This window comes from Priestia sp. FSL P4-0332 (genome assembly GCF_038005845.1).
Lineage (GTDB): Bacteria > Bacillota > Bacilli > Bacillales > Bacillaceae_H > Priestia.
In genome coordinates, this window is the sequence record NZ_JBBOUA010000001.1 from 3,384,891 (window position 1) to 3,407,817 (window position 22,927).

The window sequence follows — 22,927 nt, forward strand, 5'->3', positions numbered from 1 at the left end:
TCCGTAATAAGAAAAAGAACTTTATTCATGTTAACGTTGTAAAAAGTATCTCTCTGCGTTGTAATAAGAAATATTTTCAATCAGCGCTTGCAGAACTGTAGAATCATTGGGAACCTTTCCTTGCTCTACCCATTCGCCAATTAAGTTGCATAGTATTCTACGAAAATAATCATGTCTTTCATAGGAGAGAAAGCTGCGAGAGTCTGTCAACATACCGATAAAATGATTGAGTAACCCAACGTTAGCAAAATCTTTCATTTGTCTCTCCATTCCATCAATGTGGTCGTTAAACCACCAAGCTGTCCCAAACTGAATTTTTCCAGGAACGCCATTTTCATAAAAATTCCCCATCATAGCGGCAAGTACAGGATTATCTTTAGGATTCAAATTAAATAACACGACTCTCGGAAGCGCATCTTCTTGATCAAGCTCATTCAGAAATTCCGATAATCCTCGTGCGATATCAGCTTCTCCAATTGAATCAAACCCTGCATCCGCCCCTAAAAGGTTTTTCATTTTTGTATTGTTGTTTCGCATAGCTCCGATGTGTAGTTGCATTACCCATTGTTTGTGAGCGTACATTTTTCCTAGTTCTTTTAAAAGAAACGATCGGTACTTAATTAACTCATCTTGTGAAAGAAGTTCGTCATTCATACGTCTCGTAAAAATTATTTCCGCTTCTGCTAGAGTCACCTCTTGGTATTTCATGTAAGGAATATCATGATCCGCTGCTCTTCCCCCATTATCATGAAAATAATCAACTCGCTGTTTAAGCGCTTTAATTAAAGTTGCTAAAGATGTTACTTGTTTCTGAGCTACGTGTTCAAGGTTCTTGATCCATCTCTGAAAAGTTGGACGTTCAATAAACATTGCTCCATCAGGACGAAAGGTTGGAACAACTTTTGTTTCAAACGTAGAATTTTGCTTTAGCAATTGATGATATTTAAGAGTAGAGGTAGGATCATCCGTAGTCCCTATAAATCGTACATTAGATTTCTTAATTAACGATTGAGGTGTAAACTCGGCACTTTGCAGTTTTTCGTTGCATTCGTTCCAAATTTCAAGTGCCGTATCCGGGCTAAGCCTTTTATCAATATTAAAAAAATTCTTTAATTCCATATGAGTCCAGTGGTACAAAGGATTTCCAATTAAAGAGGGCACCGTTTCTGCCCAAGCAAAAAATTTTTCCCAATCACTAGCTTCTCCCGTAATGAAATGCTCAGCTATACCATTCATTCTCATTGTTCGCCACTTGTAATGATCTCCTGCTAACCACAGCTGAGTAAGGTTTTTATATTGTTTGTTTTCTAAAATCTCTTTTGGGTCTAAATGGCAGTGAAAATCAAAGATCGGCATTTCTTTAGCAATGTATTTATATAACTTAACAGCTGTAGGTGTGTATAGTAAGAAATCGTCTGCTAAAAACTCTTTCATGTTATTTTCCTCCTAAGGAAACAAAATTGACTTTATGGCTAAAAGGATATGTAAACACTTTCATTTTCTGTTATAATTAATTTGTTCGTTTACTAAACTAATTAATTATAGAAATAATTTAGCATGTATACAAAATTCAGTCAATTAAATATTTTAAATTTTACAATTAATATTTTTCCACACGAAGATGCTATAATAAAAAAACAATGTCAACGAAAATTTGGAGGATATATTTATGCCTAACGGTGATGCAGCTTATATCAAAAAATTAAATCGATCTTTAATTATTAGCAAAATTGTAGAGGCAGGAATGATTTCACGAGCTGAATTGTCTAAGGTTACAGCATTAACAAAAGCTACTATTTCAGCACAAGTTGCAAGTCTACTTGAAGAAGATATTATTATTGAGACACAGCAAGACTATTCAAACGTTGGAAGAAAGCCTATAATGTTATCTTTGAACGAAACGGCAGGATATGCACTAGGAATTGATCTAGATTATGGTCAAATCTCATTTACTCTTTCTAATCTTCTTGGACGTCCAGTTTCTTCAGATAAAGTCAAAATACACGATACAAATTACTCAAATATACTTAGTGTATTAGTAAAAAAAATTAATGAATATAAAGATAAATGTCTTATGTCTAGATACGGCCTGATTGGTATAGCTATTTCGATACATGGTCTTGTTACCACTGATGAAATTATTCACTACATCCCTAGGTTGCAGTGGCATGAAATTGCTTTAAAAGAAGACTTAGAAGCAGCAGTAAAGGTGAATGTTTATCTTGAAAACAATGCAAATTTACTAGCTTTTGCTGAACGAGCTTATACACATCATAAATCTGATAACTTAGTATGTATAACGCTTCGTTCAGGTATAGGTCTTGGAATCTTAATAAACAACAAATTATCTAAAGGTCATGATGGCTATGCAGGAGAAATTGGTCATATGATTGTTCAACCAAATGGAGAGCTTTGTGCCTGTGGAAACAAAGGATGCTGGGAGAAATATGCATCTGAGTCAAGCTTTTTAAAGAACCTTTCCCAAAGAAAACAAGTTCGTAATATGTCTTTTAAACATATTGAAGAAGAGCTTAATAGAAAAGATATTGAAACCCATCAAGAAATGGAGAATTTTATTCATTACCTTTCAATTGGTTTGAATAATGTCATTAATATCTACAATCCTGAAATTTTAATTATCGATAGTGAATTACTTTCTCGATACCCAGATTCTATACAAAAAATTAAGAGCAGCCTTTCTTCCTCTATAAGTCACTACCGTGAATTATTAATCTCCTCAACTGGAAAAAAGGCATATGAATTGGGTGCATGCGCATTAGTAATTAAGCATTTCCTTGAAATTACAATGCCAAACTTGGTATATTCCGAGTCAACAGAAAGCTCCCTTTTAAAATAAGTACCATCTACATTTCAGCTTGTATAGTAAGAGTAATTAAAGATAAATGTTTTTACCTTCGAAAAAAGAAATGAAAGATTAATTAAGACTTTCAACCTTCCTAATAAAGAAAGTAAAATGATTGTAGCATGAGCTTAAACTAAAACCGGAGCTATCTTACCTAGACAGCGATTAAGAATTGCCTCCTACTTGCTAGGAGGCAATTCTTTTACTTCTATATCTAATCACCATAATAAAACTCCAAAAGGTTTAGGATAGATAACAAGATGATCAAAATAACCAAAACAACCAAAACTCCTCCTATTCATACCCTGCTTGCTTCTTTTGGGGATGTTTTTTGTTTTTCATGAGCATAAAAAACCAGTTTTCGAAAGGCAATATGCAGTAAAATAACGAAGGCAAACATACCAATCTTTGCAAAAATAAACAGATCATCACATCTATTTCAACAGAATAAACAACTAGAGGGCATTCGGTATATAGATTAGCTATGAAACTTTTTATTTCCTTTGGTCTTTTGGTACTCTATAAAAAATGAGACCGGGATTGCACCAATACCTATACCTATTGAAATAAACAGCGCCTGGTTTAGCTGAAGACTCGTATTTCCTGCTGCTTTACTATACATCATAAAACATACGAAGCTTAAAAAGCCTATAGCAAAGGGAATCAACAGATGCTTATACCTTTTCGTCATCTTATGCTCCTTTCTATGCCCTGCCTAGACCCACTACATCATGTGTAAGTTTTTCTCGTCACCTTCAGCGGAGAGTCTTAGTACATCGTTTATTTATAAACACTTTTTTTAGATTGAGAGATGCGCTTAACATTATGTATCTATCATTCTTTTATAAAAAGTAACTTCCTAAAATAAAGCTGGCTAAAAGAGCGACTACAGCTACTCCTCTCAATATATAGCTTTGGCTTTCACTCAAAGGTTTCCCCTTTCTTTTACTTATAACAGGATGAATATAAAAAAGATAAAAAGAGAAAAGAAACCCCACACCTGCTGCTAAGGTTATGAATATTTCCAAATTAAAACATCTCCTTTTTCTTCCTTTTCCTTCTTTTTTTCTTGTTAAACAAGTCTCTTTAAGGAAAAGCAAATAGTTAGCAGCGTTTCTCCAGAAAATACAAACCACCTTGAAATTGTACAAAAATAAAAAAGCAGGATTTCTCCTGCCTTTTTGCATATGTAATTCCTCTTCACTATGTCAACTCAGCGCTTTTAGCGAGCATAAAAGCAGAGATACTAAACAAAACAATAAATAAAGAAGCGGCATGTAACAGTAAAAAAAGAAATTTTTGACCGCCTTTAATGAAGAGCGAATAAATCATTCCTAGGATTGTTACTAAGATTAAAAGTGCTGCTGCTATTTTAATTACTATAGCAAAGAAAGCTCCTGCAAATACAATTGACGGAATAAAAGATGCTACAATAACGATATACAAAATCAGTGTAGCAATAAAAGCGTTTTTTGATACGTTTGAAGCCTGTTTAAACAAATTCCCCATATAATCTCCTTTCCCATTTTAAAACTGCATCTTTTACTATAATACATGTGCATAGAGGACACAATTAACTTTTTTTAAAGTGCTCATCACTTAAGCTTTATCGCCAATCATATTCGTTATATTTTTGACTTCATCATATTATGTTCTCTTATGTTATGGCCGTTTTCCCCTAACCACACAATTCGCTTATCTTTTACGATATGACGGAGAAATTCAAACTCTTGAGGCGTACATTCAGTCGGTTCGCTTAAATGGATTGAGTTTTTAGATAACCATTCTACAGAGTTTAAATATTTCTCTTGTCCTCTAAAAAAAATCCCCCTATCCTATCCCCCTTTCCCACTTTACCTATTACTTCCATTTTACTAAAATAAAGCTAACACTTCACTATTTATGTCCGGTAGCTAATCATTAGCAAAAAGACCTTATAGATATCTCTATAAGGCCTTATCTTTCTAGAACTCTAGATTAACTCATCCCGCTGAGCTTTCTCCAAACGCTCTTTAACTATTTTTTTAAACACATGAGGATCATCTACTCGAATGGCGACCTGCTGATATTTCTTTTTGATTCCCATAAAAAGCGTCGCTTCAATTGGAGACTTTAGTATTAGTAAAAGATCAGGATAAACTTTTTCAAAATCGCGTGCGATAAATTCAATCGTGGTGCTAGGGATTTTTTGTTGGAGGATGTGAGTGTCTTCTACTATTTCTTCAATATCTTTAAAAGAGATTTCCATACGCTTAGCTAAGCCAAACGAAATGTATATACAATCATCTTCCACTCGTAAAGGGTTAAGCCTTAATCCTTGAATATCTCCTATGAAGAAAACAATGCTATAAATATTAAGGATCAGTAAAACGATTGAAAGAATTATAGACGTATTATGCAGCAGCCAATGAAGACCTAATGTTTCAATGACAATCGCATGAATAATCATAATTTGAAACGTAATAAAACTTGAGCGTTTATACAGAGTAAACGTATTCCCTTCAGTACTCGGCTGCTTCTTCCACGTTCCAAACGCATAGTAAAACATCAGCATTTCTGAACAAAGTATGTGTATAAAAGTTTGTTTGGGGAACTTTTCGTTTACAGCACGCGAAAAAGAAAATAAAAGCGGCAAAGAGCTTGATTTGACTCTTTTAAAAATAGGCGGTACGTTTTTAATTAGCATAAACAGCAGCGAAAGTTCAAATAAAATGAGTACCCCTTCTATTCCAACACCTAGCCACATAACCGACTGAAAAGAAGCCAAGTATTCACTCGGAATGATAAAACGCGCAGCAATAAGGCCTGTGGCCATTAATACGATAAAATATTTTACGCTGAACTTACGTTGCCAAGCTAAAAACAAGAGCGGAGCGACAAGGCTTAAATCTAAAATAGAACCTACTACCACTCCGGTTAGATCAGCAGGCAACGACTGAAGTCCAAAAGAGGAATGATACAATACGTAATTTGAGCTTATTACTAACAGCAGCAAGAAAAAAGCGGCAAGGGATACTGCTTTTTTATGAAGAATCAAACGACCCACCTCACTTTTAGTTGGTGAAACACAAAAATTCCTGTTACTTCCATTTTAGCAGTGAAGTTGATTTAAGTCACTTTGTAACGTGACTTTGTTTTATAAAACCATTTTAAAGATATCGACTTTTTTATAGCAGTTCTTCCATACAAATAATTTACAATGTAAAAAGAGTTTGACATTTTTGGAACTGATGCTACAATAATAAATGTAAAATACTTTTTACATTTATTATAAGGAGGAGTAAAATGGATTGGGTTAAAATTGTGTATTCATTCATCCTGTTAGTTTGCGGAATTTTGATTTTTGTTTCATCATCTTCGCGAAAAGGTGACGAAAGAAAGAAGTTTATCAACACGAAGGCTCAATCATATTCATTTATGATCGTTATTGGTGTACTAATTTTAGATGTTGTAGAGTCCATTTATCGGACTTTTCAAGGGAAAAGTTCTTATGATGGCAATGGCATTTCGCCGTTAATGTTTCTAACGACAATTTCAGTTGTATATTTAATAACGTTTCTCATGTACAGAAAAAAATACGGTGATTAAATGAAAGATCACAAGTAAGAAATAAAGAAATTGAGCTCATATTTTCTGGTGAAACGATAAATAATAACCTCACTTTATAATTAGCTTTTAATACAGCCTCTAGATGACATCCGACAGTAAATGAGCTTGTTATAAGTGCTTTTAAAAGCAATAACTAGACCTCCTACTGAGGTTTTTTTTATGCACTCTTAAAATAAAACGTCTCCCGTAACTAAAGTCAGGAGATGATATCATAAACGTTGAGTTCATTAGCGTTTTCTTACTCTCTATTCTGTCTCTCAAGTAATTCAATGATTCTATCATTTTGTTTGACAATCGTTCTTAGCTTTGCTTCTAATGAACACAAAGTGATAAAAACGGCTATAAATCCTATAATAGCTAAAAACATAACGGCTTCTCCCCTTTTTAAAACAATTAAGCATATACGCCCTACATCTCAAAAAAGCTATGTCTTTCCACTTTGCACACTCTAAGCGAAAATGTTTGATACCATTCTGTTTTTCCTTTGTGCTGAGCTGCACGGTGCGCTGAGTTTTCTTTCCATATTTTTATTGATTCTAATGAATCCCAATATGAAACGGTAATACCTAAATCTTGATCTCTGGCACTTTCTATTCCCAAAAAGCCTTTTTGTACAGATGCAAGCTCTACCATTTTGTCTGCCATGATTCCGTAACCCTTCTCGCCTTCTGTTCTTTCAGAAGCAAAAATAACGGCATAATAAGGCGGTTCGGGGGTTTTGGCAATTCCAGTCATATTGATTTCCTCCTTTAGAAGTCACATTAATAGTATAAGTACATGGTTATTTTTTTCTATTATATTTATCTTCTTTCAGCACTACTTTTATGAATTCCATTATAATACTTTTTTTAGTTTATCTATACGAAATGTAACATTTAATAGTATATAAAGATAAATATTCCATTTATATGATATAGTTTTTATACGTAAGTAATAAACAAATAGAAATGGAGTTTCAACATGAGGAGCATAAGCAAGATAACAACAGGGACCATTACGATAGCTTTGGCGCTTGGATTAATGGGGTGCAATCCTACACGTTCAAACAATGAAAGCATAGATGGAAGCGAGGCAAAAAAAGAGCTGGCCATAGAGCTGAAATTCCTGGAAAACGAGTGTGAACGCTTAATTAATAAAGATGGAAAGATAGAGGATAAAACGTTTCAAAGCTACAAAAACGATTTTAACCTGCTGTCTGCGTCTATTAGTAGTACAACAAAAATAGAAACACAAAGTGATAGTGAACTAAAAGAAAGCATAGCGCAATTAAAAAGAGATGTAGATGCATTAACAGAAAAAGAATATGTAAAATCCTATAAAAGATTTAATTCAAGCAAGACTATCTATGAAGTTACGCTCATGAACAATATGCATGACATTATAGATGCAACAAAAGATTGGGATAAAGACCATAACGAGTTGGCCTTATTTGATAATAAACATATGCGTTCTTCTAGAGCACAAATAAAAAAAGATATGGGACCTGCGATTGATCATATTAACACCGTATCTAAATATAAAATAGAGCTCATGCAAGACGAAATCCAAAAGCATCGCGATAGTTTCACCAAGCTGCAGCTCGAACAATTAAAAAAAGCCACTTATAATTTTGATTTGTCTCTCAACGATCAAATTAAATCGATTCAATTCTATAAACCTATAAGTGGAGATTATAATGTAAGCAGAGACTTTAGCTATAATTCCTATGATAAATATACAAATGCCTGTGTATACATTACCGACTTTGAATCTAATTTAGGAATTGCCAAGGCCGGTGAATTTTAAAAAGCCTTTCTAAAAAATTATTTTTAGAAAGGCTTTTTTTGCTATATTTATTACAAGCGCTAGTTCTTTATATCTTTTAACGCTCTATAGGCATTTGCTTCTCCTGAACCAAATAAAGCGTCCTGTCCTTTTTTTCCATAGTCAAAAGCTGTTTGCTTAATACGTGCTGTTACTTGAGCGGGTTTATACTCAGGATGAGCTGCTTTAAGAACTCCTGCAATTCCAGCTACTTGAGGAGTTGCCATGGAAGTACCGGCGTTTAACTCATAGGAAGTTCCTAAATACGTAGGCCATGTACTCAGAATTAAATTGCTTGGATCAGCCGCTGCAGGATCATTGGTTTTGGCATATTTCTCTCCAAAATCCCCTCCTGGAGCCGCCACGTCAATGGCACTGTTTCCATAATTAGAGTAGAAAGCAAGCTGCTGAGTCGACCATTTTGTGGAAGCCGAAACATTAATCACTCCTGGCATTTGCGCCGGTACGACAGTTGCTGGCCCTTTGACACTTATACCATATGGTTCATACAAGGTATTTAAAAAGTCGTTTACTTCCTTTTTATTATCCAAATTTAAACTTTCGTTTCCGCTACCGGCTACGACCGTTACGCCATTTTTCACGGCATACTGAATGGCTCTTTTCCAAAGCAGAGTTTCAGCGATTGATTTATAACTTTCTCCTTCAATAGTCATCTTGTTATTATTATAGAAACGAAGAGACATATTAATAACATCTACTTTATCATTAGTTGCGGCAATAATTCCGTCTATAATCCAAGATGGCAGTCCTAGAGCTTGCTCTGAGTACAGTACGCGATAAGAACGTATTCCAAGTTCCGGTCCCACTCCCTTTACTTTTCCATTCGCTCCAATGATTCCAGCAACGTGCGTACCGTGTCCGTTACGATCTTTTATATCTGCAGGATCCCCTGTTTCCGATTCGTCCATTCCAGCCGGAACAAGATTACGTCCGCCTAGTATATTATCTTTTAAATCAGGGTGAGACTCATCAATACCGGTATCAATTACTCCTACCACTGCTTTATGAGTTGTACTACCATCTTTATTTTTATACCCGCCTGTTTCTACCTTATAAGATTTTCCGTCATTTGTCACTCGTTGAATATCCCATTGAGAGTCCCAATAATTCTCTGAATTCTGTGAGCTGATTATACTAGACTGATAGTTATAAGGACTAACTGCTGTTTTTTCCAAGCTTAGAGGAATTTCCCTGTTAGCAGCTTCGATTGAAGAATTTCCTTTTAAATTGTTAAGAAAAGAAGACTGTTCAGATTGAGCCTCTATTCCTCCTACTTCCGGCAGAGCTTTAGTGACTTTCCCACCAGCTTTTTGAATAATCTCTTGATAGTTGTCTGGTAATCCATTTTTAAAAGCAATTGCGTATGTGTTACTTATCTTTTCATCTTGACTCTTAGCTTGAGTAAGAACTCCGCCAACAGCAAACACTCCTGCTCCTACCGCAAGTGAAAGCACCGTATGTAGAATTTTTTTTTGCATATGCCCCTCCTATATATGGAAATATTTATCATATACTATCTTATTACATAACCTTTAAGATTCCAAGTTTTTCTAATAGATTACGATTATTTAAAATAAGACTTGATTTATATTTCACAAACGATAACCAAAATAAGGGTTTTAAAAGAGATTTATAGCTCATTTATTGTATAAGGAAAGCTTATTATTTGATACCTCAACTAATAAAGAGTAAAGTTTTTCTATAATAAAGGTTAAAAGCGAAAGGATGAGTAGGATATTTAAAGACGGTTATGTAAAAGTGAATGATGTAAACCTTCATTACGTGACAAAAGGTGAAGGCGAACTAATACTGTTTTTACACGGTTTCCCTTACTTTTGGTATACGTGGCACCATCAGTTAGAAGAGTTTTCGAAAGATTATCGCGTGGTAGCTGTAGATATGCGAGGCTATAACTTATCAGATAAGCCAGAAGAAATTTCTTCTTACAGCATGCCCCTTCTCATGGAAGATGTAAAACAGTTAATTGAAGCGTTTGATGAAAAAGAGTGTGTGTTAGTGGCACATGATTGGGGCGGCGCTGTTGCATGGGCATTTGCTTATACATATCCCCAGTATGTCAAAAAGTTAGTGATGTTTGATGCACCGCACCCTTATACATTTATAAGAGAGCTTGCTGAAAATCCTGCTCAACGAGAAGCCAGCAGCTATATGAGCTTTTTCCAACAGCCAAATTCTCAAGATGAGCTACTCGCGAATAATAGTGAAAAATTAAGAAAAATGCTGACGGAGCCGGGCATTAAAAAAGGCTATTTAACCAAAGAAGAAGAAGCTAAATATGTAGAGGCGTGGAACCAGCCAAATGCAATGAAATCCATGCTTAACTACTACCGTGCGTCTTCTCTTTATCCATTTGAAGAGCGCGTTCATAAACCTGTAGCCCTGCCGCATAAAGTATTTCAGTCTCCGACTTTAATTGTATGGGGAAATGCGGATGAAGCGTTTGAAAACAGTAATTTAGATGGCATTGAAGAGTACGTTCCAAATGTAACGATCCACCGCTTAGACGGTGTGGGACATGCGCCTCAACATGAGCAGCCAGAAAAAGTGAATGGATTTATGAGAGACTTCTTAAACAAATAAAATCGAAAAAGACTGCAAGGTGCGGTATACAACCGCTTTGCAGTCTTTTTTATAGATTATAAAGCATATTATCAACTATTCATTTCTATTATTGAATTATTTTTCAACGTTTCAATAGAGGTATACCGGGTATAAATTTTACTGTACAGATGCAGTCCCCCCAAAGGAACATGTACATTTCTTTCTTACTTACCCTTTTTGGAGCTCTCCTTTTGGAGGGTTCTTTTTTACGGTTTTATTCTTTCCCCATCGGAAGAACAATCTTAAACAGTGCTCCTCCCGTCTCTTTATTATCGGCCGTGATGCTTCCTCCGTGGTTTTTCACAATGGAATGAGCAATATAAAGACCGAGCCCTAAGTTTCCGTGGCCGCTTGCCCTTGACGCATCTTCTCTGTAAAACTTTTTAAATAACTGTTCTTTATTCGATAATGTAAACCCAGGACCCGTATCATGTATTTCAAAGATTACTTCGTTGTGATGAATCGCGGTATTCCAAACTATTTCTCCGCGTTCAGGCGTGTAGCGAATACAGTTTGTGATGATATTATCTAACACTTGAGAAATGCGCTGAGGATCTCCGTAAAATTGGTTTGGCCCTTCTGTTTTACTAAGCGACGACACAAATGTAATCTCTTTTTTTTGACATAAAAGCTGAAATTCATTTGCTTTCTCATGAACAAATGTGTTGATATTAATAGGCTCACTCTTTACGGCAAAGCCTGGATTTTCTATGACTGATACTTCTTGCAGCTGATTTAATAGTTGAATCGAACGCTGTGTATTTGTGTAGATCGTATGTAAATATCGACTAAGCCTCTCTGGGTCCTTTTTGCTTCCTTCTACTAAAATTTCGGTGTGACCGTGAATAATTGTAAGAGGCGTTCGTAAATCATGTGCAATCGCAGCCGTCATATCTTTGCGGTCTTCTTCTAGCTGCCACTGTTTAGCTAGCGATTGCTTTAATTCTTTTCGCATTTCTTCAAAGGCATGCAGCAGCTGGCTTAATTCTTTTGCGTCTTGAGTCACGGACAGCGAAAAATCCAAATTATTATGCTGAATGTTTTTCGCGGCCGTCATCAGCTCGTTAAAAGGCCGTTCAATTTTTTTACTAAATCGTCTTCCAAACAAATAAGCAAACAAGTAAAAGTAAAGAAACGAACTGGCTAACGATAAAAACGTTACAAGCGCAACGATCCATTAATAAAAATAATAAGCTTACGGTTCAGAAATGCCATTCGCAATTGCTAGTAAAAAAATTAAGCCAGAAAGCAAAATAAAAAAGATACTGTTTGCTATAATGCTAAACCACACAACGCTCGGTTTTTTCGTTCGGACTCCTAAAACTAATGCCACAATAAAGCCAGCGTCTATCGCGAAAAACAGCCACAGCGGCATAGTCAAATCACCGGTTTCATTTGGAAAAATTGAATTTTGCGGAAACAGCCAATTTGCAAAAAATACAACAAACGCAGCCGCCATCAAAATAACTGTCAGTAAAATCGGCTTATTTTCCTTTGGAATACTCATTTCAAATACCTCCTAGCTAAAGAAAATAATACCATATATTATTAAATAGAAATATACAGATTCCATAGTCTCAACATCAAAAAGAAAAAAGGACATAGATTTTTATTTACGGATTCTTTTCCGAGGGGCAAAATTTAATTTCATAATGCACTTTTAGCGTGAATTCATGTTTTTTTATTTGCTTGGTATTACTTCTATATTTACTATTTCCCCTTAAATTCAAGCAGGAATTCGCATAAAAATTCTCCAATATGGAAATAGTTATTTGAATTTAACCGTGAATTATTTAGTGAGTTTTAAGGATATTATTTATTTTAAGTAGATTCTGATATCTTTCGTTGTTGATTCACTTTATTAAACTGTTTGGAAGTTTTGTTGAACAAGTTGTAAATTTAACATTCTAAAGTAAGAACATTTCTTTGTATTGAGAAATGCTTTTTATTTTGTTTAAAATTAAAAGGATATTTCAATAACAACAATAATATAATAAAAAAACGATAATAATTTATTGTAAAACGATAAATCATATGTTAAATTCGTATTATTATTAAATAAGTGAGGTGTTTTTTATGAATGTTAAACGAGGTTCTACCACTTTCTTAAAGGTAATAATTTTTCTGATTGGAATTGCAGTGCTTGCCGCATGTATATTTTTGTTGCCTGAAGCAGCCAGAAGAGATGCTATAGAGCGTCCTGGTGATTATTCGTTATATCCACTTTTGGTATGTACATATGGAATATGTATTACGTTTTCTGTGGCGTGGTATCAAGCTTTTAAGCTTTTAACCTATATCGAGAAGAATAACGCTTTCTCTGAGTTATCTCTTCAATCTTTGAAGGTAATAAAAAAATGCACTTTTACTGTCATTTTCTTTATTTTGTTAGCAATAGTTTATTTAAGGGCGCATGCTCAATTCACAGGTGATGATGCAGCAGGTCCAATATCTCTAGGTCTAATGGGCATCTTGGCAACAAGTATCATCGCAGCCATTGTGGACGTGTTTCAAAAACCTATAAAGAATGTCATGGATTCACAGCCAAAAAACAATTAACATTTCGAAATATAGGAGAGGTGTTTTTTATGAAGATAGCAACCACATTATTTTTGAAGATAGCAATTATTCTCATTGGAATTCTGGTTCTCACTTTGTGCATATTTCTAGTTCCTGAACTGGCAGATGCGGTAGCGGATTTCTTAGGTATTCATTCCATAAAATATATCATTTTCATCCTTTTATATGGAGGAACATTACCTTTTTACTTCGCCCTTTATCAAGCTGTTAAACTGTTGAGTTATATTGACAAGAACATTGCTTTCTCTGAATTGTCTGTTCGAATTTTAATGGGAATCAAATACTGCGCCATTTCTATCTGTAGTTTGCATGTCTTAGGTTTGCCCGTCTATTATCTCGTGGCAGATAAAGACGATGCCCCAGGTCTCATATTTGTTGGAATGGTCATTCCTTTTGCTTCGTTGGTTATCGCAGTTTTTGCTGCTGTTCTCCAAAGGCTTTTGCAAGAAGCGATTAACATAAAATCAGAAAATGATTTGACGGTCTGAGGTGGAGGATATGGCAATTATTATTAATATTGATGTGATGTTAGCAAAACGAAAAATGAGCGTAACGGAGCTTTCAGAGAGGGTTGGAATTACTATGGCGAATCTTTCCATTCTGAAAAATGGGAAAGCAAAAGCGGTTCGTTTTTCAACATTAGAAGCGATATGTAAGACTTTGGATTGTCAGCCAGGTGATATTTTGGAGTACAAAAGCGACGAAGACAATCAATAATAAAAGACAACAAATTTCTTCAACCATGAGGATTAGGTAGTGAAATTAAAATGAAGGGGCAGCTTAATTACTGTCCCTTCTCTGCTTTTATTGATTTATTTAATTAGAGAATTCCATTGAGAATTATATTAATATTGGTGACAAAAAGTGTGAGGTGATTTGCAATGTTTGCACCTCAAAAGGGAACACGTTAGATTTTTCTACGTTCTCTTTATTATTCATTATTATTCATTTGGTACATACTCTAAAATGTCCCTTGATTTACAATCTAACACATAACTTATTCTAAATATTCTTCCTCTAAAGCAGGTTTTAAATAACGAGCCATGCCTGTTTTCATTTTCCGAAATCCTGCTTTTCTATAAAACTCTTCATTACCCGCTGTGGAAACAAGATGAACGCATGAAATATCATTAAGCTGAGCAAGCAGGTTTTCTATAATTTGCTGTCCAATTCCTTGATTCTGATAATGCTTGTCAACCACAACATCATAGATAGCAGCATTAAACACACCGTCTGAAAGAGCTCTGCCGAACCCTACTATGTTATCTTCATCATAAGCGATAGCTACTACATTGCTTGATTGGAATACTTTTTTAACCTTTTCTTCATCATGGTTCTTCCACCCTACAGAGCGGTAAATTTCTTTCATTCTCGACCACTCAACATTTTCTATAGAATTTGAAAAGGAAACCTTCATAGAATCTACTCCTTTTGTTTTTATATAAACTATTTCGGCCTCCAAGATACAAGCACCTGGCATATCATCCATTTATCTTTCAAATCATGACGAGTATTCGGCTATAAAAACATATATTCAATATATCAAAGTAGATTTTAAAAGGAGTAACATTTAATCACAATGTAGACAAAAATAAAAGTTCAAATCATATAGATTTGAACTTAAGATAAAAACTTGATTTATAAACACTCTAAAAAATGAATAAACTTTTTAAGACTTTGAGAGCGCTGCTTCCCTTTCTTTACTACAAAATCAATATGAACGTCTTCTGAAAGCTCTTGGTATTCAATGCTTTTCATATCACCGCGAGATTTTACTACACTAGCGGGGACTACACTCATTCCAAGTCCATCACGAACGCCTTGTAAAATAGCTTCTAATGAATCAAATTCCATGATGTTGGCTTTATGTAGATGATGTTCTTTTGAAAACTCTAATAGTCTGTTTCTATAGATGCAGTTTCCATCACTATTGATGAGTAGCGTTGGTTGGTCTTTTTCTTCTGGAGCTTCATATAGAGGTGAGATAAGCACCATTTTTTCTGCATAGTGATAAACCGTTTCAAACTGAGCCTCGTTATAGGTACCGCTAAGAAAAAGTCCATCAATTTCTCCGTACGAAAGCATTTCTTGCAAGACTTGTTTTCTATCTGTTTTTATTTTAACTTCAATATCCCGATGTTCTTTCAGAAAAGATGAGAATAAAGAAGGAATTTTAATAGCTGAGACGGTCTGCGAGGCACCAATGATCAAGAATCTTTTAAACTTATTCGGATTAACTTCTGCTTTAGCTTCCTCCATTAAACGTAAAATACGCTGGGCGTAGCTAAACAAAGCTTCCCCTTCATTTGTTAACGTGACTCCTCGATTTGTACGCATCAATAATTTGGTGCCTAATTCTTCCTCTAGATTTTTAATTCGCTGGCTAATATGCGGTTGAACATATCCTAATACCTCCGCAGCTTTTGATAGTGATTTTGTTTCTGCCACACATTTGAAAATTCGTAAGTCTTGGCTTTCCAATTTCAATTCCTCCGTTGATATCATTTTAAATGATACCGCTCTTAGTATTACCTATTATATCCTTTTTCTGATCGAAGATATAATAAAAGATGTTAAGAGAAAGGAAGGTTTATAGAAGTGAACAATTTTAAAAATAAAGTATTTATTATTACGGGCGGCGGCACTGGTATAGGCAAAGCAACGGCTTTAAAGTTAGCAGATAGAGAGGCAAAACTTGTGATAAACTACAGTTCCTCAGAAACAGAAGCGAAAAAAGTTGTGGAGGAGATTGCTGAAAAAGGAGGCATTGCGTTTGCTTTTAAAGCGAACGTAGCCAGTGAGCACGAAGTTAATAATATGATTGATCAAACCATTGCACAATTCGAACGGTTAGATGGATTAGTGAATAACGCTAGTATTACAGCTCAAATCCCCATGAATGACTTAGAGTCTGCAACTGATGACGTATGGGACTCCTTATATGATGTAAACGTAAAAGGTATGTTTCACTGTGTAAAAGCAGCCGTTCCACATATGAAAAAGCAAAAGTCAGGGGCGATTGTTAATGTAGGAAGCGTTGCGGGTACAACTGGAATCGGCTCGTCTATTCCCTATGCAGCGACAAAAGCAGCAATTCATACGATGACGAAATCGTTAGCGATTGCACTGGCACCACATATTCGAGTAAACTGCATCTCTCCTGGTGCAGTCGACACAAGGTGGTGGTCTGGCAACGAAGACAAAATGTATCAGCTTGCGGGAAATTTACCTCTTCAGCGCATTTCTTCTCCCGAAGATATCGCAGATGCTATTCTGTTTCAGTTAAAACAAGAGTCTGTGACCGGCCAAGTGTTTACGATCGATAACGGACAAACTCTTTAAGCATACGTAAATATTTCTAAAAAACAACTCCACTACTAGCAAGAAATAGTAGTGGGGTTATAACAAGCTCTCTGCTACTGATTTTATCATTCTTTCCCCAAGGAAAACCCTTCAAACAGCCGGCCTCCATGGGGTGCTAACACTTTATCGACTAGTTGAATTACTTTAACTTTACTCCCTGTTTTATAAAAGATTTCGAATGCCTCCACAAACTCTTTACTAAAGCTTTTATTGTAGTTATTCAAAGACCGTACAATCCATTTAGAATCCCCGATCCAATGACCGTTCGTTCTTAATACAAATTCATGCGTTATGTAAGCGAGCGTGTTAGCAATAAAAAGTGATTCACCTGTATTTGAAGAACCGATTAAATCATCTAAGGCATCACTTATAAAATATCTTTTTAATCTAATCGTCTCTTCCAGCCATTTTTCCGGACCTTTTTCTAGTAATTGTGCAGCTTCTTTTTTTATAGACTGAACAATCCCATTATCCACTAAAATAATTCCCTCGGAAATCATTCTTGGGAGTGACGGTCTAGCCCTCTTACAGTCGCTTTTAAAAAAGGCTTGGTATGAAGTCAGACTATGAGCAAAAACTTCAATTGCCCATCCAAATTCAATGAGTGACTCCCTAAAAGAAGAGGTGAAATTCTCATCAAAAATAACAATATCAAGGTCGGACGTATGTGTAGCTTCGCCTCTCACTACGCTTCCGGCGAGTAATGCACCTTGGCAATGAGGGTAATGTTTAAAAATGAATTGTGTAGCTGCTTGCAGCGGTTCTAACCTTTTTATCTCTGTCATCGTATTCCTCCAGAAAATGATATATATTATTTTTCTGGTTAGAACGCGGAAATTCCTTTTAAAAATAGATTTGAATAAATATGTGATTTATAAGAAATTTCAGAATTTAATCTTTATTAAAATGCAAACATGGTGTATGATAATGAACAGCAGTTTTATGGCTGACAACTTAACTAGTTATCGGAGAAGGTTTTATTTCTTTAATTGTTTTGACGATAAACACAGGGACAGGCAGAAGGCTGAGTTTTCCTAATGAAGTAATGATGCGAATGTACTTCATTTCACCTTCCACATCAATTTCATCTCCGATATTCCAGCATTCCATTGATTTTTGACTAAGAACAGGAAGGATTTTCAGCACATCGCCATCAAAGGAGATGTTATCTTTCACCTCTAAAAAAGAAAGGCGATCCATTTTTTTATAGTGATGCTTTGGATATGTTCTTTTTTTAAATACTGTTCCCTTAATTCTCACTCAAGCCACCTTCTCTTTTTTATCAGATTATTCCTTCCGCTTTGCTGTAAACAAGAGAAGAAAAAAATGATGGTCTCTCTTGTTTACTTCTCAGCAAAAAACATCATAGCATAGCGTTTAAACAGCACTAGTTAATTTTCTTAGCTGAGCCTTCAAGCTGGATAAAATTTTTCACTGTAGATTTACTTCCGCAAGACTCGCGTATGATTAGTTCATCTTTTAATACAAACTTTTTTTGTTCTAACGCTTTTCCGCTCATTAACCCAAGCAATAATTCCATCGCTTTTTTTCCAATTTCATATTTAGGCTGTTCAATCGTTGTAATATGAGGTTCAATGATATCCGACATTTTTGAGTTATCAAACCCTACTACAGCTATATCTTCAGGCACTTTTAAACCGCTGTCTTTTGCCGCTTTTATCGCTCCTATCGCCATTTCATCGTTAAAAACAAATACAGAAGTTGGTCGTTGCTCTAACGATAATAGCCTGATCATTTGATGATAACCGGACTCTAAGCTAAAATCTCCTTCTTGAATAAAAGCGGAATCCACGGGTAAATCGTGACTAATCATCGCCTGGCGGTACCCTTTTAATCGGTCACGGCTTAAGATAACATTCATAGGGCCCGTGATGTGCGCGATTTTCGTATGCCCAAGGCTTATTAAATGCTCCGTTATTTTTCGCGCGCCGCTAATATTATCAATAGATACGGTAGAGATATCTAAGCCATCTATATACTCGCACGCAAGAACCGTAGGGAACTGTCTGGAGACTTGTTCAATTCTGTCTTTATCCATGCGGGCTGTTAGAAGGATCATGCCGTCCGCTTGCTTTTGGAATAATAAATCAACAAACTCTCCTTCTCGCTCAATGTCATTTTCTGTATCTCCTAAAATCACTCGGTAGCCGCTTTTAATGGCCGTATGCTGAATTCCTTTAAGAACTTCAGAAAAAAACGGGTGGGTAATATCAGGAACAACTACTAAAATGGTTTTTGTTTCTTTTTTTCTGAACTGTCTTGCGATGATATGGGGCTGATAATTTAATTCTTCAATGGCTTTTAAAACTTTTTCCTGCGTTTCTTTGCTTACTAGGTGGGGCTGACTAAGAACTCGCGAGACAGTAGCTGGAGCTACATTAGCTAGTTTGGCCACATCACTCATTTTAACTGACATACGTTCACTCACCTTTATCTGTAGTAATTAACATTTTATAATAAAAAGTTCTATCCGCTTTGCATCTATCTTTATTATACATTACTAGCATAATAAAGCCTCTCTTTATCATCATGATGGGGGCCGAATAGAACAATTAAGACTATTTTAAACTAGCTATGCCCACAAGTTCTGATCTTCTTTCAAGCATAAACCATGAAAAGTGATGCAAAACATATCTTTTTATGCTTCGCATCACTTCAGTCAATCACGTTAAATGTTTAGGCCTTCTTTAATATTTAATCCTTCTCTAATTGACTTTAACGTTACTTCGTTTGACCATTCTGGTCGATCAGGGTAGGCAAATACAGAGTTTGTTACGATGCCGTCAAAATTAATTTCTCTCAATTTGCGATACAGTGCGTCAAAATCAATTTCTCCTTCACCAGGATTTAAATGCTGGTGAATCGTTACCTTCGCATCAGGCGGATTTACAATATAGCGCAGTCCAAACGCTGCTTTATGGTTAAGCGTATCAGCAATCAGAACGTGTGCAAGCAAATCACCTGCTTCATCAATATGCTTTGCTACATCGCCAATGCCATCGTCATAAAAGAAAGCATGAGGAACAGAATAAACTAATTTAATCCAGTCTTTATCCAGCGCACGAATCATTGCAATAGCTTCTGTATTTAACTCAATAAAATCATTTGGATGCGATTGGAGGTTAAGCTTAATTCCTTCTTTTTCAAAAATCGGCATCAGCTCTTCCATCGATTTAACAAAAGCCGCTTCGCTTTCAACAGGCCGGCTCTTGTCGCCGCTGAATTCACTGTTCATTAAATCTACTTCCAGCTCAGAAGTAATTTCAATTGTACGCTTCCAGTTCCTTACTGCCGCTTCGCGTTCCTGCTCATTTGGTGAAGACCACTGCTGCACCGGAAGCACAGAAGAAATTTTCACACCAGCATCGGCACAGTATCTTTTTAAGTCTTTTATACGCTGTTTATCAACTTTTGGGTATTCATAAAACCAAATAAAATCTTTACGCGGAGATAACTCTACGTATTCATAACCTAATCTTGCAACTGTATCAATCGTATCTTTTAAACTTGTATTATCACGGTAATGTGACGGATCATATGCTAAACGCAATGTAAAACTCCCCTTTCTTTTATGCACACTAGACGTGTCCATCCCCTAAGTTTTAATTAAGCTGTTTCGTAAGCAAAACGTTTTTACGCTTACAGTTTGCCGGCTGCGGTTAACGTTTTATAATAAAAATCCGGACGTTCACCTAACGAAATAGGAACAATGTTTCCTGATTTTTTTGCTTCTAAGCAAGCATCTGAAGTAACGGCCGCAACATAACCATCCCAAGCAGTTGGTCCATTCACTTCGCCTTTAAGCGTTGAATTAATCCAGTCTTGCAGCTCTGTATCATAAGAGTCAATGAATCGATCTTTCCAATCTACTAAAATTTCAGTAGATTTTTTTGCTTCACTGCGTAACACGACGCTTGAAGGTTCAGGTAAGTTGGCAATTCCTGTTTCTCCTACTACTTGACATTGAATATCATAGCCGTACTGGCAGTTTACAAAAACCTCAGCATCAATTCGGACGCCTTGCTTTGTTTCAAGCAGCACCATGATTGGATCTTGCAGATGTTCAAGTGCCTTGCTCGTTTTTCGCGGTGCCACGATTTGAACAGATACATAATCGTCATTTAATAACCAGCGCAACACGTCAATTTCGTGGATGAATGTATCAACAATTGACATATCGCCCGTGTATGTATCAGGTACCGTAGGATTTCTGTGTGCGCAGTGAACCATTAATGCTTCACCAATTTGCCCGCTTTCAATCACTTTCTTTAAAGCGCGATACCCTGTATCATAGCGGCGCATATAGCCGACTTGCACCAATGGCTTGCCGTGTGTAATTTCAGCGTCAACGATTCTTTTGCAGCCCTCTGCTGTTGTAGCAAGCGGCTTTTCGCAAAATACAGGTTTTCCAGCTTGAATCGTTGCCAGCACAAACTCCTCGTGCGTCGGTCCCCAAGACGTAACAACAACTGCATCTACATCTTCTGACTTAATCAGCTCATGTCCGTCATCATAAATAACGGCATCCAAATTTTGATTTTTTACAACAGCTTTTGCTTGTTCTTGATTTACATCCGTAACCGCAACAATTTTGCCGCCTGATAATGTATTGGTAATTCTTCTAATATGATCTTGTCCAATTGCTCCTGTTCCAATAACGCCAATTTTTAATACCATAATCAATGGCCTCCTTTAATATGTGAACTTAAATAATAGTGCTTAAAAATAGAAATAGATGCTTGCTGCCATACTTTTTATTTTGCCTTAAAAACTTTATATGACGCTTCTTTCTTATCCCATGCCGCTGCAAAAACAGTAGCAGTTAACCCTAAGGCTGCTGCAAAAAAGAAGCCTGCTTTAAGTCCCATCCAAGAATTTAATATTCCTGCAGCAAAAGGACCTCCGAATATTCCTAACGCATACAGCGCTTGGTAGACTCCCATCGCCGTAGCTCTTTTTTCTACAGCTATTCTTTCAATAGACATTCCTAACATAAGAGGAAACACTAATCCTAATGAAAAACCGTTCACACTTTGAATGATACAAAGCAAAAGTTTATTTTCCGTCATAGGAATCATACAGGTAAAGAATGCGGCCAGAAAAAATGCGGCCTTCAAGATGCTCCATTTTCCAAAGCGCCAAACAAATAGCTTTTCCATAATAAGAGGAGCAGCTGCATGAGGGATCATAAAGGAAAAGACAATCAAACTCAGCTCTCTCTCTCTAAACCCTGCGCTTAATGCGTACGCAGGAGTAAAACCAAACATAGTCGTGAAAATAATGCTGTGTGCTAAAATAGACAGCAGCGAAATTTTTAATAGCGAAGGCTCTTTTATTACGCCTATTAATTCCTTAAGCTTTATAGGTGATCTCTTTATGTTCTGTTTAGGCTCGTGAATGAAAAGAGAAAGAACGGCGCCTATTACACTCAAGATCGTCCCTATCCAAAACGGAGCGTGCCATCCCCACTTACTCACGATGTAACCGCTTAAACTCATACCCAAAAGCTGAGCCAAAACCACTATAAATGAGATGATATTCATAGCACGAGTAGTTTTTTCACGTTCAAAGTAGCATGAATATAAAATCGTAAAGGCAACCCACGTTGCCGCTGCCAATCCAGCTAAACACCGTGATATAAACACGCCTATTAAGCTATCGGTCAACGAAAATAGCAGGCAGCTGGACATGCTGGCTACCATGCCGAAGATAACAAACGGTTTTCTCATTTTCACAAAGTCTGAAAAGATCCCGAGCGGAAGGCGACATAACAGCTGCATGAGTCCATAGCTGCTTAACACTAAACCAATAAAGGCATACTTGCCTCCCAGCTCTTCCATATAAGGAGACAAAATAGGTACGTAAATAAACTGCGAGAACCAAAAGATAAACGAAACAGCTGCAAAAAGATACTTATCTTTGACGGTACTTATAGCACTCAACTAATCACTTCCATTTTGTTACTGCGAAAAAACCGACTTTTATTTTTTATTAGATTGTACTACAGGGTACCAGCAAATGTCGCTAGTATCCCATAGTACGATA

General features: G+C 36.1%; 26 protein-coding genes. 8 read left to right on the plus strand and 18 right to left on the minus strand.

Annotation, left to right across the window (positions count from 1 at the left end; genetic code table 11):
• Positions 1 to 30 precede the first annotated feature (30 nt).
• Complete coding sequence (gene uxaC, locus MKY06_RS17535; protein ID WP_289916428.1) at positions 31 to 1,434, minus strand: glucuronate isomerase; 1,404 nt, start codon at positions 1,432 to 1,434, stop codon at positions 31 to 33.
• A 235-nt stretch (positions 1,435 to 1,669) separates the two neighbouring features.
• Here uxaC and MKY06_RS17540 point away from each other — a divergent pair, with 235 nt between their 5' ends.
• Positions 1,670 to 2,857 (plus strand): ROK family protein, encoded by a 1,188-nt coding sequence (locus MKY06_RS17540; RefSeq protein WP_013058131.1) that lies wholly within the window; start codon positions 1,670 to 1,672, stop codon positions 2,855 to 2,857.
• A gap of 484 nt (positions 2,858 to 3,341) precedes the next feature.
• Here MKY06_RS17540 and MKY06_RS17545 read toward each other — a convergent pair whose 3' ends face one another.
• The 4 genes from MKY06_RS17545 to MKY06_RS17560 form a co-directional block, all read right to left on the minus strand.
• Positions 3,342 to 3,554, minus strand: a complete 213-nt coding sequence (locus tag MKY06_RS17545) for a hypothetical protein (RefSeq protein WP_272812352.1) — start codon at positions 3,552 to 3,554, stop codon at positions 3,342 to 3,344.
• Between the two features lie 151 nt (positions 3,555 to 3,705).
• Positions 3,706 to 4,050 (minus strand): hypothetical protein, encoded by a 345-nt coding sequence (locus MKY06_RS17550; RefSeq protein WP_098449106.1) that lies wholly within the window; start codon positions 4,048 to 4,050, stop codon positions 3,706 to 3,708.
• 16 nt (positions 4,051 to 4,066) lie between these two features.
• Positions 4,067 to 4,372 carry a hypothetical protein gene (locus MKY06_RS17555; protein ID WP_029323225.1) on the minus strand — a complete coding sequence of 102 codons (306 nt, stop codon included), beginning with the start codon at positions 4,370 to 4,372 and terminating at the stop codon, positions 4,067 to 4,069.
• Between the two features lie 463 nt (positions 4,373 to 4,835).
• Complete coding sequence (locus MKY06_RS17560; protein ID WP_289916434.1) at positions 4,836 to 5,900, minus strand: beta-carotene 15,15'-monooxygenase; 1,065 nt, start codon at positions 5,898 to 5,900, stop codon at positions 4,836 to 4,838.
• A 248-nt stretch (positions 5,901 to 6,148) separates the two neighbouring features.
• Between MKY06_RS17560 and MKY06_RS17565 the strand changes: the two genes are divergently transcribed.
• On the plus strand, positions 6,149 to 6,451 hold the full coding sequence (locus tag MKY06_RS17565; RefSeq protein ID WP_098196767.1) for a hypothetical protein: 303 nt from the start codon (positions 6,149 to 6,151) through the stop codon (positions 6,449 to 6,451).
• A gap of 259 nt (positions 6,452 to 6,710) precedes the next feature.
• Here the strand turns inward: MKY06_RS17565 and MKY06_RS17570 are convergent, their stop codons facing one another.
• A complete protein-coding gene (locus tag MKY06_RS17570) occupies positions 6,711 to 6,839 on the minus strand; it encodes a hypothetical protein (protein ID WP_255284994.1) in 129 nt (42 codons plus the stop codon).
• 41 nt (positions 6,840 to 6,880) lie between these two features.
• On the minus strand, positions 6,881 to 7,207 hold the full coding sequence (locus MKY06_RS17575; protein WP_098476117.1) for an antibiotic biosynthesis monooxygenase family protein: 327 nt from the start codon (positions 7,205 to 7,207) through the stop codon (positions 6,881 to 6,883).
• A gap of 225 nt (positions 7,208 to 7,432) precedes the next feature.
• On the opposite strand from MKY06_RS17575, the gene MKY06_RS17580 reads away from it, so the two are divergent.
• Positions 7,433 to 8,257, plus strand: a complete 825-nt coding sequence (locus tag MKY06_RS17580; protein ID WP_098602504.1) for a hypothetical protein — start codon at positions 7,433 to 7,435, stop codon at positions 8,255 to 8,257.
• Between the two features lie 59 nt (positions 8,258 to 8,316).
• Here the strand turns inward: MKY06_RS17580 and MKY06_RS17585 are convergent, their stop codons facing one another.
• Entirely contained in the window at positions 8,317 to 9,774 is a 1,458-nt protein-coding gene (locus MKY06_RS17585) for a S8 family serine peptidase (protein WP_098476119.1), read from the minus strand.
• Positions 9,775 to 10,021: 247 nt separating this feature from the next.
• Here MKY06_RS17585 and MKY06_RS17590 point away from each other — a divergent pair, with 247 nt between their 5' ends.
• Positions 10,022 to 10,897 (plus strand): alpha/beta fold hydrolase, encoded by an 876-nt coding sequence (locus tag MKY06_RS17590; protein WP_340961058.1) that lies wholly within the window; start codon positions 10,022 to 10,024, stop codon positions 10,895 to 10,897.
• A gap of 235 nt (positions 10,898 to 11,132) precedes the next feature.
• Here MKY06_RS17590 and MKY06_RS17595 read toward each other — a convergent pair whose 3' ends face one another.
• On the minus strand, positions 11,133 to 12,038 hold the full coding sequence (locus MKY06_RS17595; RefSeq protein WP_340961060.1) for a sensor histidine kinase: 906 nt from the start codon (positions 12,036 to 12,038) through the stop codon (positions 11,133 to 11,135).
• A 75-nt stretch (positions 12,039 to 12,113) separates the two neighbouring features.
• Positions 12,114 to 12,425, minus strand: a complete 312-nt coding sequence (locus MKY06_RS17600) for a hypothetical protein (RefSeq protein ID WP_013058151.1) — start codon at positions 12,423 to 12,425, stop codon at positions 12,114 to 12,116.
• A gap of 569 nt (positions 12,426 to 12,994) precedes the next feature.
• On the opposite strand from MKY06_RS17600, the gene MKY06_RS17605 reads away from it, so the two are divergent.
• The 3 genes from MKY06_RS17605 to MKY06_RS17615 are packed head-to-tail and all read left to right on the plus strand — an operon-like array spanning position 12,995 to position 14,215.
• A complete protein-coding gene (locus MKY06_RS17605) occupies positions 12,995 to 13,477 on the plus strand; it encodes a DUF2975 domain-containing protein (RefSeq protein ID WP_064471916.1) in 483 nt (160 codons plus the stop codon).
• A 29-nt stretch (positions 13,478 to 13,506) separates the two neighbouring features.
• Positions 13,507 to 13,986 carry a DUF2975 domain-containing protein gene (locus tag MKY06_RS17610; protein WP_013058153.1) on the plus strand — a complete coding sequence of 160 codons (480 nt, stop codon included), beginning with the start codon at positions 13,507 to 13,509 and terminating at the stop codon, positions 13,984 to 13,986.
• A gap of 10 nt (positions 13,987 to 13,996) precedes the next feature.
• The gene (locus MKY06_RS17615; protein WP_013058154.1) at positions 13,997 to 14,215 is read left to right on the plus strand and encodes a helix-turn-helix domain-containing protein; all 219 of its coding nucleotides are present in this window, start codon (positions 13,997 to 13,999) and stop codon (positions 14,213 to 14,215) included.
• Positions 14,216 to 14,495: 280 nt separating this feature from the next.
• On the opposite strand, the gene MKY06_RS17620 is transcribed toward MKY06_RS17615, so the two are convergent.
• On the minus strand, positions 14,496 to 14,915 hold the full coding sequence (locus tag MKY06_RS17620) for a GNAT family N-acetyltransferase (RefSeq protein WP_057273661.1): 420 nt from the start codon (positions 14,913 to 14,915) through the stop codon (positions 14,496 to 14,498).
• A gap of 221 nt (positions 14,916 to 15,136) precedes the next feature.
• Entirely contained in the window at positions 15,137 to 15,979 is an 843-nt protein-coding gene (locus MKY06_RS17625) for a LysR family transcriptional regulator (protein WP_289916453.1), read from the minus strand.
• Between the two features lie 117 nt (positions 15,980 to 16,096).
• Between MKY06_RS17625 and MKY06_RS17630 the strand changes: the two genes are divergently transcribed.
• Positions 16,097 to 16,840 carry an SDR family NAD(P)-dependent oxidoreductase gene (locus MKY06_RS17630; RefSeq protein WP_029323246.1) on the plus strand — a complete coding sequence of 248 codons (744 nt, stop codon included), beginning with the start codon at positions 16,097 to 16,099 and terminating at the stop codon, positions 16,838 to 16,840.
• An 86-nt stretch (positions 16,841 to 16,926) separates the two neighbouring features.
• Here the strand turns inward: MKY06_RS17630 and MKY06_RS17635 are convergent, their stop codons facing one another.
• From MKY06_RS17635 to MKY06_RS17660, 6 genes are all read right to left on the minus strand, one after another.
• Positions 16,927 to 17,646, minus strand: a complete 720-nt coding sequence (locus MKY06_RS17635) for a nucleotidyltransferase domain-containing protein (protein ID WP_340961064.1) — start codon at positions 17,644 to 17,646, stop codon at positions 16,927 to 16,929.
• Between the two features lie 169 nt (positions 17,647 to 17,815).
• On the minus strand, positions 17,816 to 18,121 hold the full coding sequence (locus MKY06_RS17640; protein ID WP_013058159.1) for a hypothetical protein: 306 nt from the start codon (positions 18,119 to 18,121) through the stop codon (positions 17,816 to 17,818).
• Between the two features lie 127 nt (positions 18,122 to 18,248).
• Complete coding sequence (locus MKY06_RS17645) at positions 18,249 to 19,298, minus strand: LacI family DNA-binding transcriptional regulator (RefSeq protein ID WP_098660551.1); 1,050 nt, start codon at positions 19,296 to 19,298, stop codon at positions 18,249 to 18,251.
• A 252-nt stretch (positions 19,299 to 19,550) separates the two neighbouring features.
• On the minus strand, positions 19,551 to 20,432 hold the full coding sequence (locus tag MKY06_RS17650) for a sugar phosphate isomerase/epimerase family protein (protein ID WP_013058161.1): 882 nt from the start codon (positions 20,430 to 20,432) through the stop codon (positions 19,551 to 19,553).
• Positions 20,433 to 20,521: 89 nt separating this feature from the next.
• Entirely contained in the window at positions 20,522 to 21,559 is a 1,038-nt protein-coding gene (locus MKY06_RS17655; RefSeq protein ID WP_098399633.1) for a Gfo/Idh/MocA family protein, read from the minus strand.
• A gap of 77 nt (positions 21,560 to 21,636) precedes the next feature.
• Positions 21,637 to 22,824, minus strand: a complete 1,188-nt coding sequence (locus MKY06_RS17660; RefSeq protein ID WP_098399634.1) for an MFS transporter — start codon at positions 22,822 to 22,824, stop codon at positions 21,637 to 21,639.
• Positions 22,825 to 22,927 lie beyond the last annotated feature (103 nt).